Source organism: Ignavibacteriota bacterium, assembly GCA_013285405.1.
GTDB lineage: Bacteria > Bacteroidota > Ignavibacteria > Ignavibacteriales > Ignavibacteriaceae > IGN2.
Map to the genome: position 1 here is coordinate 311,892 of CP053446.1, position 12,606 is coordinate 324,497.

The window sequence follows — 12,606 nt, forward strand, 5'->3', positions numbered from 1 at the left end:
AAAAAATTAATTAAATGGAATTCCAATTGTTAGAACTGCAGCGGCAAAAAATCCTCCGCCATCAATGAAGTCACCATTTGTTTGAAGATCAACAAAGTCTTCTTTGTCTCTCATGGTTTCAATTGAAAAAAATGAATAACCGCCAAGCGCTTCAATAGCTATGTAAGGCGGAAATGGATAATAAACCATGCCAGCATCAAATGAGAAACCAAGATTAGACTCAGTTGATTCAAACTCTTGTTTTGAATCGCCATTGGAAACAGAATGAATATCATTAGTCAGGTTAACGGAATTAAATGTCATCAGTGCATCGAGCAATCTGATATCAAAATTATTACTAATTACATAAGAAAGTCCAAGACCTAATGCCCAGGTATTCATTTGCAGTTCGAGTTTCTGAGTCTCATCACCTGAACCAGCTTCCTGAATTTCCTTAACCGATTGGTAGTAAACTTTAAAAGTGGCAAGAAGATCATCTTGTCTTAATCCAATAATATTAGCACCAGCTCGCCATCCATGAGCAAAACCAAAATCTTCAAAATTTTCGTTGAGAATAGGGTTAGCTTCAATCAAACCATTTAAACCTTCAGCACTGTATTGCTGGAAACCATAGCCGCCAAAAATTCCGCTGCTCAGAAGTGAGGAGAAGATTGAACCCATTCCACAGCAGTCATCTTGTGCATTGGATCTATTTGCATTTATCAAGATCAATATACCGGTTAAGAAAATGTAAATTTTTTTCATTAAGGCTCCTTTATTAGCTGATGAAATTATGTTGGGAAAAAATAATAATATTAATAATCATGATTTTTTTTGTTTCATTCCAAGCTCAAGTCCATGACCTTTGGGTCCGGTTTCGGATTTACGCAGTAGATAAGCGAACAACAAACCAAGAAAACCAAGAATAGAAAATATCCACATACCGAGATTATAACCAGCAGGATTTTCTGCACTTGCACCGGAAAAGTCATTAGCAAATCCAATCAGTAAATTAAAACTAAAAAGCCCGATGTTTTGAATCATTGTCATTAAACCGTAAGCAGTCCCGAGTTTTGACTGATCTACAATAATTGCAACCGACGGCCACATAACTGCTGGAACAAGTGAAAAAGCAATTCCCATCATTGCCATTGGTAAAATAAGATAAATAGGAATCGCAGCATCTATATCAAAAAATGAAATTGTAATATTCACAAAATCACTTTCATGCATTACATCAGGTTTTCCAAATTGATAAGCCATCATTAAATAAACCGGGATTATTAACAGTGAGCCGAACATCATTAGTAAAGATCTTTTCCCGATTTTATCTGCAAGCAAACCAAATAGCGGAGTGAAAATCATAGCAGCAAGAGTAAGTATGCTCGAAAGATTTCCACCAACTTCTCTGCTTGTTCCGTGAGCTTCCTGAAAAAATTTAATTGCAAATGTCTGGAATGGAAACATTGCCGAATAAAATGTTACGCACAATGCGGTTATGTACCAGAACGATGTTGAAAATGATTTTACTTTTAGAAAGAGGATTAACATCCCAACAATTAATACTATAAGATAAATAGACCAGTTATCTGATGAAATAATAGTTAATATAATTGCCAGAGCAGCAATTCCGGAAAAGATAAGCCATCGCTGTTTTTCTTTTACTCTTAAAATATCTGAAAGCAATATTGCATCCTGCTCGCCTTCTTTTGGTAAATTAAAATTCTTGCTTGCATACAGATCAAGAAAGAAATACAATGCAATACATACTAAAGCAAAAACTCCGCCAGCAACCGTTATCCAGAGTGGTGATTGCCAATATTCATATAAACTTTTTCCCCAGCTTGGAGAATTAAGCGCAAGAAATGAACCTAATCTTGCTACTGTCAGATTTAATCCGAATGCAAATGATAATTCTTTACCTTTAAACCAACGTGCAATAATTGTTGTGATTGCAACTATCATCGATTCTGCACCAAGCCCAAAAATTAATCTTCCGGCAGACATCATCCATATATTGCCTGTCACTGCTGTTACTATCGAACCGAGGGTAATGAGTACGGTAAAAATCAGAACGGAGGTTTTAGTTCCGATTCTATCTATCACCAATCCACCTACAAGCACCATAATAATATTCGGGAATGAATAAATAGCATTCAGCAGCCCGATGTTTGAATCAGAAAATCCAAGCTGTGCTTTTAATAGATCTGCCAGCGGACTAATGCTGTCATAGATATAATAATTGCCCATCATTGCTAAACTTATCAACAGCAATGCAGTCCATCTTAAAAATGATGTAGGCTGAGGTTTCAAAGAAAGTTCAGTTGTATTCATAATATTTTTGATTTTGTCAGTCTGAGCCCTTCGATAAACTCAGAGCAAGCACTGTCGAAGACTGAATTAATTTTTTTTAAGTCACATATCGACCTGCCTGACAGGCAAGCTTGCAAGCTCATTGTGACAGATTGAATAATTTAATTATCAACAACAATAAAATAAAAAGCAGATACCTGATAAAAGTATCTGCCTTTAATGTTACACACATCGATAAATTATTTTACCGGAATATTTTTTAAAACATTCACAAGCTGGCGATAAAATTCCGGTACTGTTGAGATCTGTAATTTCTCATCAGGCGAGTGAACGCCAAACATTGTCGGTCCGAATGAAATCATATCCATATCCGGATATTTTTCTTTTATTATTCCGCACTCCAACCCTGCGTGGATTGCAGTTACGTGTGGTTCTTTTCCGTACAACTGATTGAATGTTGATTTGAAAACTTTCAGAATGTCAGAACTAATATCCGGTTTCCATCCGGGGTATCCATCACCATACGATATTTCCGCACCAGCAAGCTGTAAAACCGAAGTAACCATATTTGTAATATCAACATTTTCTGATGCCACTGAACTTCGTTGACTGGTTACAATGTTTATATTCTTTCCAACCGTTTCTACCACAGCCAGATTGTTTGAAGTTTCAACTAATCCGGGAATATCATTCGACATTTTTATAACACCGTGCGGAATTGAATACAAAGCATTTATTAATCGTTTTTGAGTTTTTTCATCAATAAATTTTTCAGGCATATCATGTTTCTCTAATGAGACTGAAAGATCAGGCTCAACAGCAACAAATTCTGCCTTTACTTTATCATTGTATTTTGAAACAAACTTTTTCAATGTCTTTTCATCTTTTTTCGGAACGGCAACAACAGCAAAAGCCTCACGAGGAATTGCGTTATGTTTATTACCACCATTTATTGATGAAAGTTTAATTAACTCATCTTTCGAATATTCAAAAATTAATCTATTAAGTATTTTGACTGCGTTCCCTCGTCCAACGTGAATTTCAAGTCCTGAATGTCCACCTTTTAATCCTGCAACTTTTATCTCAAATGATGAATAATTCTTTGGTGCTTTTTCCAATTTAGCTTTGAACTTAGCTGCGGTATTTTTTCCACCAGAACAGCCAATGAATATTGTTCCGAGTTCTTCAGAATCCATATTGATTAGTATGTCAGCTTTCAACCAACCTTTCTTCAAACTTGAAGCGCCTGTCAATCCTGTTTCTTCATCAAGTGTGAAAAGACATTCAAGTGGTCCGTGTTCTGCATCTTTAGATTCTAAAACTGCAAGAGCAGTGGCAAATCCAATTCCATTATCAGCACCAAGAGTTGTTCCTTTTGCTTTAACCCAATCACCGTCAATGTATGGTTGAATTGGGTCGTTATCAAAATCGTGTTTGATACCTCTGTTTGATTCGCAAACCATATCAATATGTCCTTGAAGAACAACCGTCTTTAAATTTTCTTTTCCGGGTGTTGCCGGTTTACGAATTAAAATATTTCCGAATTTATCTCTTTCAGTTTGAAGACCAAGTCTTTTACCCACTGAAATTACATACGCAGCAATCTTCTCTTCTTTTTTTGAAGGGCGTGGATATTTACAAATCTCTTCGAAGTGATGCCAGACTAATTTTGGTTCTAAGTGACCTAATACGTTTCCCATGATTTTCTCCTATCTGTTTATTTCATTAAAGGATATTAATTTTTGTTCATACAGTTGAAAAATAAATTTTGTTATTCTTTCTTCTGCCTGATCAAGATTATTACCAAATTTTTCCGTAACGACATTTATTATTTCCTGGACATTGTTATTACCATCAATATTTATCCAGACCGCTGAACCGAACTTTTCCAGATTAATTCTGAAGTCAGCAGATTTAAGCTTTGGTACGATGAATTTTTTGGCAAGCTCGTTTTTAAATTTTGGAACAATAACGGTTACCAGTAACTCTTTATCTACCTCTTCTGAAAAAAGTTTGAATGGAGTAAGATCAAGAGTGTTGCTGTTTTTTAATATTTTCTTTCGTTCTTTTAAGGTTAACTGCATATTAAAAATACAAGGAGCGTTTTTAGGAAACGCTCCGTATAAATAAAATTATTACATAGAAACATGCGGAGGCGGCGGATCGTCAGGCTTGCCTGCATTCTTCAGTGGAATGTTAACGAGCAGCCAGCCAATAAATGAAAATACAATCAAGCTGATAATGAATGACGGTTCTGCGAAAAATGCAAAGAGAGAAACTTCCCAGAACGCAAATGCCGCGAATAACAATCCGATCAAAGCTTCTCCGGCAATTAAACCCGCAGCAATCAATATCCCGGTGTTCTCTACACGCGATTTCTGTGCATCGTTGAATTGTTTCTTATCATTATATTTTTCCACAATACCTTTAATTAATCCGCCAACAAAAATTGCAAAAGTAGTACCTAATGGAAGATACATTCCAACGCTTACAAGCATCGGACTTTTTACATTCATCAGAATAAAACCAACACCCATAAGCATTCCAACGAAAATCAAAATCCAATCCATCTGACCTGCAACAATTCCCTTAGAAAGAATTGCCATCAAACTTGCCTGAGGAGCTGGCAGAGCATCTCCACCAAATCCTGTTCCTCCTGATTTAATATCTCCTTCGTGAAGGATTAATAACGGAATGAACATAACTGCCGCAGATACTACAACACCTATAACATCACCAACCTGCATTTTCCAGGGAGTTCCTCCAAGGATATGACCTGCTTTTAAATCCTGAAGCATTTCACCTGCAACTGCTGCTGCAACACAGACAACAGCAGCAACACCAAGAACGGCAGCAACACCTGCTTCGCCTTTCATTCCTAATGCAACCATTAAAATTGCAGCAACAACGAGAGTTGATAATGTTAATCCGCTAATTGGATTATTACTAGAACCGATTATTCCAACAAGATAACCTGAAACTGCTGCGAAGAAAAATCCAGCAACAATCATAACAATTGTGGCTACTAAAGCCGCAAAAATATCCTGAGAGAAGTAGTTGTAAATAAAGAATGTTGCGACAGCTGTACCGAGTATTCCTATCATCACCCATTTAAAACTAATATCTTTTTCAGTCCTGATTTCAACAAATTCACCTGTAGCAGCTTTCTTTACATCACTGATTGAGCGTGCAATACCTGTCATAAGGCTTTTTCGCATTCTCCATAATGTAAATCCGGCACCAACTAACATTCCACCAATAGCAATTGGTCTCACATAATCTTTCCAGACCTGAACCATAGTAGTAGCCCAATCAAAATCTGCAGGAGTTTCTGTACTGAAATATTTAAAGAAAGCGATTGTTGGCGCAAGTAATCCCCAAGCTAGTACTCCACCACTAAAGTTAAGAGATGCGAGTCTTGGACCGATAATATATCCAACACCGATATATGCTGGACTAACGTCAGGTGAGCGGAAGAAAATATGTCCTTTACCAACATTTATCATTGAAGTCCAGGAAGTAGCAAACAATTTAAATTGACCAAGTGCCTGAATTAAAGCACCGATTCCCATTGCACTGAAGAGAAATTTAGAACCACCGGTGCCGTGTCTGCCAGCTTTATGAATTTCCGCAGCAGCAACTGACTCAGGAAAAGGTAATTCAACATCTTCAACCATTACTCTTCTAAGTAAAGCAACGAACATAATTCCAAGAATACCACCTGCGATCATTATCGCAACTGATATTAAAAAATTTTCAGTTGTAAAGAATGGTACCCAGATTCCACCAATGAAGAATGCAGGTAATGTAAAGATTGCACCTGCAGCTATTGATTCACCAATTGAACCAACAGTACGGGTAAAGTTTTCTTCAAGAATAGAACCTTTCATAATTTTTATCAAAGCCATCCCGATAACTGCTGCAGGATATGTAGCAGCAATTGTCATTCCTGCTTTTAATCCCAGGTAAGCATTTGCAGCACCAAGAACTACAGCTAATATTAAACCGATGATTAATGCACGAATGGTAAACTCAGCCATTGAGGTTTCAGGAGAGACGAAGGGAACAAATCGTTTAGTCTCGGCCATAAGATACTCCTTAACTACGTGGAAGAAATAGTTGTTTTTCCGTAAAACGGATTTGAGTTCAAAAATTAACGAACAAATATAAACAGCTTTTAATAGCTCATCAACAAGTTAAACGAGTATTTTTTTACATTATTTAAGATTTCTTATTAAACGAAGATATAATAGTTTGCGATTTCAGATTTCAGATTTCGGATTTCGGATTTCGGATTTACGAACTAAAATTTATCTTTTTGATTTAGCTGTTTTATTTGTTGATACAAATATTGCAGTAAGTTCATCGGCTTCTTTCAATAAAGATTCAATCTTAGTTTTAGGCAACAATCCGCTTTCAATTATTAGTTCTAACCAAAATGCAGATTCATCAACTTCTTCTTAAACAATATTGATTTTATAAATGAAGTCAGATTTGGATTTTGCCCTGCAAGCAGCCCTGTAATTTGCACCTAAAGATGTTCCTGATCTAAGCAATTGATTCCCAATAACCCGACCAGCTGAATTATTTGGTAGTGCATTGACAAGTTTGATTATTCGAAGTGCAAACTCTTTTGTTCTCTTTTTCAGTTCATCTCGATTCATTCTTTTACCTTTCTAAATGATAATTTTATTTGATGATTAAATCCGAAATCGAAAATCTGCCATCCGAAATTAGAAGACTTGCTTTCTCATTCCGATATGGCATAACGCAAAATCATATTTTACAGGATCATTTGGATCAAACTTTTTTAGATTGTTGGTAATTTCCTCTGCCATTTTCCAGCTTACATTTTTCTTTTTCGTCAATTTGAGCTGCTTACAGATTCTGGCAATGTGAGTATCAACAGGAATAATAAGTTTTGAAGTTGGAATTTCATCCTGCCTGCCGGACAGGCAGGTCCATAAACCAAAATCGAGTTCATCTTTTCGAACCATCCAGCGAAGAAAAAGATTCATTCGTTTGCAGGCACTTCCCTTTTCAGGTAATGGGAACATAAAAGCTATTCCTCTGCTTAATGTCCTGAATTTTTCATTTGCTTTTTCAAGAAAATATTTATTGAAAAATGTGATAGAGTTTTTAAGATTTTCTTCCCCAGCATTGTTTCCGACAAGAAATAAATTGTTAAGTGAACCAAACTCGTCATAAGCGATTTTTAACAACTGAAAAAAGTTGAATATATCTTCCGAAGAATAAAATCTATGCGTAAATGATTTGTGTGAATTTGATATTTGCAAAGAACTTTTTTTGATAAATTCGTAAGGTTTATTATTACAAATAAGTAAAAATTTATTAAGCGAGCTTATTATTTGCTTCATATTTCCAAAAGCAAAAACCGAAGCTATGAATGCCATTACTTCAATATCATTTTCATCGTTAAATCGATGCGGGAATTGAAGTGGGTCTGGTTCAATTTTTGTTTTATCGAAGGCTTTGTAATGATATTCAAGTTTATCGTGAAGCGTCATGAATTTGAAGTATTATAGGTTTATAAGATTATCTTATTGTTAAATGATTTTTAAAATATAAGTCTTAAGTTTTAATTAATTCTTGAAATTCAAATCAAATAAAATTATGAAAACTCAGCAACTAATTTTAGTTTTATTCTTCTTTGGAATAAATTCAATTTTCCCCCAACAATTTCATCAACTTGCAGATGCCGTCATCGAAAAAGATACTGCGAAAATAAATCAACTGCTTCAATCAGGAGTTGATATAAACATTCAGGATGAAACTTCGGGCACAACTGTTTTAATGATTGCAAGCAGCTATTATTACTATGAAGATATTGTTGAGTTCTTAATAAGTAATGGTGCCGATGTAAATCTCAAAGACAAAGAAGGAAAAACTGCACTTCTCTGGGCTGCGAGTAATTCACTGCCAAATGCAAAAATACTAATCGAAAATCATACAAATGTCAACAGTGCTGCTAATGATGGAATGACTGCTTTCCTTCAGGCATCACTCGGTGTGTCATCTGGTAAAGTAACAATTGAAATGTGTGATCTTCTGAGAAAAAAAGGTGCAAATATTAATGCTGCTTTAACAAAAAAAAGTGCGATGGGGTGGACGGCTATTCATTATGCTGCTATAAATGGTGATGCTGCGCTTGTTAAATATTTAATTAAACATGGCGCAAATATAAATAAGGCAACAGGAGAAGGATCATCTCCACTTTATTTAGCTAAACTGGGTAATCACGAAGAAGTCATAAGCATACTGAAAAAAGCCGGTGCAAAAGAATGATTATTCACTTATTCTGAAAAATTTCTATGTATATATTTACAACAAATTAATAATCAAGTCTGAGGATTAAGTGAATAAAATTAAAATATTAGCAATGATTTTTATCCTGTTAAATGTGCCCACGATAAAAGCTCAAAGTAGTGGTATCGGTTTAGGTGTAATTGTTGGAGAACCAACCGGTGTCAGTTTTAAATATTGGACAGGAAGTACTACAGCTTTTGATGCAGCACTTGCATGGTCATTCGTTGATGAAGGTGCTTTTCATATTCATGGTGATTATTTATTTCATAATATGAGATTGATAACTATTCCAGATGGTTTGCTGCCATTCTATTATGGAATAGGTGCAAGAATTAAAACTGCTCACGATACAAAACTTGGAGTTCGTGTTCCGTTTGGATTAGCATATCTGTTTCATAATGCACCTGTAGATATTTTTCTTGAGATTGTTCCAATCCTTGATCTGACTCCAAAAACTGATTTCGGAATAAATGCTGCACTTGGAGCCCGATACTTCTTTAAATAAAATAATGATAACACATTAAAACTCATTAAAAACGGAGGCAACATGAAAATTCATAAAATGACATTTCTTTTTTTATCAATACTTTTCTGTTCGGTTAACATCATTAATGGTCAGCAAGAAAATCCTCAGGCAGAAGAAATGAAAGCCTGGACAGAATACATGACACCAGGACCGATGCATGAAATGCTGGCAACGAGTGTTGGAGATTGGAAAACTATTTCAAGATTTTGGATGGACGCATCAGGCGAACCAATGGAAACAGAAGGAACAAGAAAAACTGAAATGATACTTGGTGGTAGATATCAAAAATCAACGCACAACTCCACTATGATGGGAATGTTGACAGAAGGATTATTTCTCATAGGTTTTGATAATGCAACTCAGGAATTTACTGCAGTTTGGATTGATAATATCGGAACAGGTACAGCAATCGCAAATGGAAGTTATGACGAAAGCACGAAATCAATTAATTTGAAAGGCACTATGGTTGATCCGATGAGTAAATCGAATGTTAATTTCAGAGAAGTCTATAAATATTTAGATAACGATCACCACTTGCTTGAAATGTATATTGTCGTTGATGGAGAAGAATCTAAGTTAATGGAAATAGAATTTTTCAGACAATAAATTAACATCATATTCATCATTTAGGTGAAGAATAACTTCCTGACTTTTTTAGTATATGAGGGTTATGTTTAAATTTGTTATCGTGATATGAAAAATACTGGCGAATGAATAAAGACTTGAAAATAAAACTCAAATCAAAATTCAAATTTTATCCCGTCACAAAAATTAACTGGAAAGATTTCGAAAACTTGTTTGGCGAAAAAGGTGCGTGTGCTGGTTGCTGGTGTATGTATTGGCGAATGCGCAGAAAAGATTATGATTTGCAGCGTGGTTCTGGTACAAAAAAGATAATGAAAAATCTCGTTAATAATGGAACCGTTCCGGGAATAATCGCTTATGACAATAATAAACCCGTTGGATGGTGTTCAGTTGCGCCGCGAGAAGATTTTCCGGTGCTAGAAAATTCAAGAGTGCTTAAAAGAATTGATGAAAAACCAGTCTGGTCAATCGTATGTTTTTTTATTCAGAAAGAATTTCGTAAAAAAGGTTTGAGCCTGGAATTACTGAATGCAGCAATAACATTTGTAAAAATGAATAAAGGAAAAATTATTGAAGGTTATCCGGTCGAACCAAAATCCGGAAAAACTGCTGATGTATTTGCCTGGACAGGTTTAGCATCAGCATTCAGAAAAGCAGGATTTAAAGAACTTGAAAGAAGGTCTGAAACCAGACCTATAATGAGATATATTATATAAATCAATTAGATAGGATCGTAATGACAGATAAAAAATTCGAGAAAAATTTATTGTGTATTGGCGCAGGTTATGTTGGTGGTCCAACAATGGCAATGATTGCTCATAAATGTCCTCAGTATAAAATAACAGTAGTTGACGTTATGCCTGAAAAGATTGCTGCCTGGCAAACAGATGACTTACCAATTTATGAGCCTGGTTTACTTGAATTAGTAAAATCCTGCCGAGGAAAGAATCTTTTTTTCTCCACAGACGTTGAGAAAGGTATCAAAGAATCGGATATCATTTTTATTTCAGTAAATACACCAACTAAAACTTTTGGTGAAGGCGCCGGGAAAAGTGCTGACTTGCAATATTGGGAAAAAACTGCCAGAGATATTTTAAGAATTGCTGATTCAGATAAGATTATTGTCGAAAGATCCACATTACCTGTAAAAACAGCCATTGCAATGGAAAGAATATTGAGTCTTAATGACAAAGGATTAAAATTTGAAGTAGTATCCAATCCTGAATTTCTCGCCGAAGGAACTGCGATCAGAGATCTGGAAAATCCCGATAGAGTATTAATTGGCTCAAAGGAAACTGAAAGTGGATTGAAAGCAAGAAATGAAATCGTTGAGATTTATGCTAATTGGATTCCAAGAAGCCATCTTGTTACAAGCAATCAGATGAGTTCAGAATTGTCGAAACTCGTGGCAAACTCTTTTCTTGCACAAAAAATATCCTCAATAAATTCCATTTCAGCATTGTGTGAAAAAGTAGATGCTGATGTGCGCGAGGTTTCCAAAGCTATTGGAATGGATACAAGGATCGGTGATAAATTCTTAAACGCAAGTGTTGGTTTTGGTGGTTCATGCTTTAAGAAAGATATTTTGAATCTCGTTTATTTATGTGAAACTTTTGGATTGAATGAGGTTGCCACATATTGGGAAAACATTGTTAAGATGAATGACTATCAAATGAACCGGTTTGTTCAAACCATTATGAAAGCAATGTTCAACACTATCACTAATAAGAGAATCGCGCTATTCGGTTTTGCATTTAAAGCCAATACAAGCGATACAAGAGAAACAGCAGCATTATATGTTACAAGAAAATTGATGACTGAAAAAGCGAAGGTTGTAATCTCAGATCCCAAAGCAATTAAAAATGCAAAAAATGATTTGAAGGAATACGGAAATGATATAGAATATCAGGAAGATCCTTACAAAGCTGCAAAAGGTGCACACGCAATAGCTGTTATTACTGAATGGGATTTATACAAGAAGTTAGATTACGAAAAAATTTATGCGGATATGGAAAAGCCTGCATTCATTTTTGATGGGAGAAATATTCTTGACCACGAGAAGTTATTTAAAATTGGTTTTGAAGTTCATCTTATTGGTAAACCACCTTTGATTCACTTTAAAGAAGATTAATATTTTTGGCTCATCGATTGATTATTTATGATTGATGAGCCTTATCATTTCTTTCACAGCTTCTTCAATTCCCACATAGACTGCTCGTGCAATTATTGAGTGACCAATACTTACTTCGTCAATGTCATCAAGCTCTCTGAAAATTTTGATATTCTGGTAATTCAGACCATGACCAGCATTAACTCCGAGACCAAGTTTCTTTGCATGCTTTGCAGCACCTCTGATTCTCTCGAGTTCATCAAACTGTTCTTCTTCAGTTAATGCATTTGCGAACACTCCTGTGTGAATCTCAATAAAGTCAGCACCTAATTCTGCTGATGCATCAATTTGAAGTATATCCGGCTCGGTAAATATTGAAACATCGATATCTGAGGTATGGAGTTCCTCAATAGTTGCCTTTATTAAAGAGGAATTGTCGATAACATTTAATCCTCCTTCTGTTGTTAGTTCTTGTCTTTTTTCAGGAACGAGTGTTGCTAATTCTGGTCCAACATCACAGGCAATCTTGATAATTTCAGGAACCGCTGCCATTTCGAAATCAAGCTTTGTTGTGACAAGCTCACGAAGCAGTCTCACATCCCTTTCATTGATATGTCTTCGATCTTCTCTTAGATGAAAAACAATTCCATCAACTCCAGCCTGCTCTGCAATCAGCGCTGCAGTTATCGGGTCTGGTTGGTTTTCACCTCTTGCATTTCTTAAAGTTGCTACATGATCAATATTTAAAGTAAATCTCATAAAAGCT

Annotated in this window: 14 protein-coding genes; 6 read left to right on the top strand and 8 right to left on the bottom strand. The window is 35.5% G+C overall.

Annotated features, from left to right (window positions below):
• Positions 1–6 precede the first annotated feature (6 nt).
• The 5 genes from HND39_01395 to HND39_01415 all read right to left on the bottom strand — a co-directional run bounded on the left by HND39_01395 (position 7) and on the right by HND39_01415 (position 6,380).
• Positions 7–744 (bottom strand): hypothetical protein, encoded by a 738-nt coding sequence (locus tag HND39_01395; protein ID QKJ95024.1) that lies wholly within the window; start codon positions 742–744, stop codon positions 7–9.
• Between the two features lie 57 nt (positions 745–801).
• Positions 802–2,313 carry an MFS transporter gene (locus HND39_01400; GenBank protein QKJ95025.1) on the bottom strand — a complete coding sequence of 504 codons (1,512 nt, stop codon included), beginning with the start codon at positions 2,311–2,313 and terminating at the stop codon, positions 802–804.
• A gap of 218 nt (positions 2,314–2,531) precedes the next feature.
• On the bottom strand, positions 2,532–3,992 hold the full coding sequence (locus HND39_01405; protein QKJ95026.1) for an aminoacyl-histidine dipeptidase: 1,461 nt from the start codon (positions 3,990–3,992) through the stop codon (positions 2,532–2,534).
• Positions 3,993–4,001: 9 nt separating this feature from the next.
• A complete protein-coding gene (locus tag HND39_01410) occupies positions 4,002–4,376 on the bottom strand; it encodes a PqqD family protein (GenBank protein QKJ95027.1) in 375 nt (124 codons plus the stop codon).
• A gap of 51 nt (positions 4,377–4,427) precedes the next feature.
• The gene (locus HND39_01415) at positions 4,428–6,380 is read right to left on the bottom strand and encodes an oligopeptide transporter, OPT family (protein ID QKJ95028.1); all 1,953 of its coding nucleotides are present in this window, start codon (positions 6,378–6,380) and stop codon (positions 4,428–4,430) included.
• A gap of 166 nt (positions 6,381–6,546) precedes the next feature.
• Here HND39_01415 and HND39_01420 point away from each other — a divergent pair, with 166 nt between their 5' ends.
• Positions 6,547–6,756, top strand: coding sequence for a hypothetical protein (locus HND39_01420; GenBank protein ID QKJ95029.1), 210 nt, complete (start codon positions 6,547–6,549; stop codon positions 6,754–6,756).
• On the opposite strand, the gene HND39_01425 is transcribed toward HND39_01420, so the two are convergent.
• Together HND39_01425 and HND39_01430 are read right to left on the bottom strand one after the other, a co-directional pair.
• Positions 6,753–6,956, bottom strand: coding sequence for a four helix bundle protein (locus HND39_01425; GenBank protein ID QKJ95030.1), 204 nt, complete (start codon positions 6,954–6,956; stop codon positions 6,753–6,755). The two genes, HND39_01420 and HND39_01425, sit on opposite strands and share 4 nt — an antisense overlap.
• A 69-nt stretch (positions 6,957–7,025) precedes the next feature.
• Positions 7,026–7,820, bottom strand: coding sequence for a TIGR02757 family protein (locus HND39_01430; protein ID QKJ95031.1), 795 nt, complete (start codon positions 7,818–7,820; stop codon positions 7,026–7,028).
• A gap of 106 nt (positions 7,821–7,926) precedes the next feature.
• On the opposite strand from HND39_01430, the gene HND39_01435 reads away from it, so the two are divergent.
• From HND39_01435 to HND39_01455, 5 genes are all read left to right on the top strand, one after another.
• Positions 7,927–8,598 carry a hypothetical protein gene (locus tag HND39_01435; protein QKJ95032.1) on the top strand — a complete coding sequence of 224 codons (672 nt, stop codon included), beginning with the start codon at positions 7,927–7,929 and terminating at the stop codon, positions 8,596–8,598.
• Positions 8,599–8,692: 94 nt separating this feature from the next.
• Positions 8,693–9,124: a hypothetical protein gene (locus HND39_01440; GenBank protein ID QKJ97840.1), complete on the top strand. Its 432-nt coding sequence runs from the start codon at positions 8,693–8,695 to the stop codon at positions 9,122–9,124.
• A 42-nt stretch (positions 9,125–9,166) separates the two neighbouring features.
• A complete protein-coding gene (locus HND39_01445; protein ID QKJ95033.1) occupies positions 9,167–9,751 on the top strand; it encodes a DUF1579 domain-containing protein in 585 nt (194 codons plus the stop codon).
• Between the two features lie 104 nt (positions 9,752–9,855).
• A complete protein-coding gene (locus tag HND39_01450) occupies positions 9,856–10,446 on the top strand; it encodes a GNAT family N-acetyltransferase (protein QKJ95034.1) in 591 nt (196 codons plus the stop codon).
• Between the two features lie 20 nt (positions 10,447–10,466).
• Positions 10,467–11,861 (top strand): nucleotide sugar dehydrogenase, encoded by a 1,395-nt coding sequence (locus HND39_01455; protein QKJ95035.1) that lies wholly within the window; start codon positions 10,467–10,469, stop codon positions 11,859–11,861.
• A 21-nt stretch (positions 11,862–11,882) separates the two neighbouring features.
• Here HND39_01455 and HND39_01460 read toward each other — a convergent pair whose 3' ends face one another.
• Positions 11,883–12,599, bottom strand: coding sequence for a pyridoxine 5'-phosphate synthase (locus HND39_01460; GenBank protein QKJ95036.1), 717 nt, complete (start codon positions 12,597–12,599; stop codon positions 11,883–11,885).
• Positions 12,600–12,606: the final 7 nt, after the last annotated feature.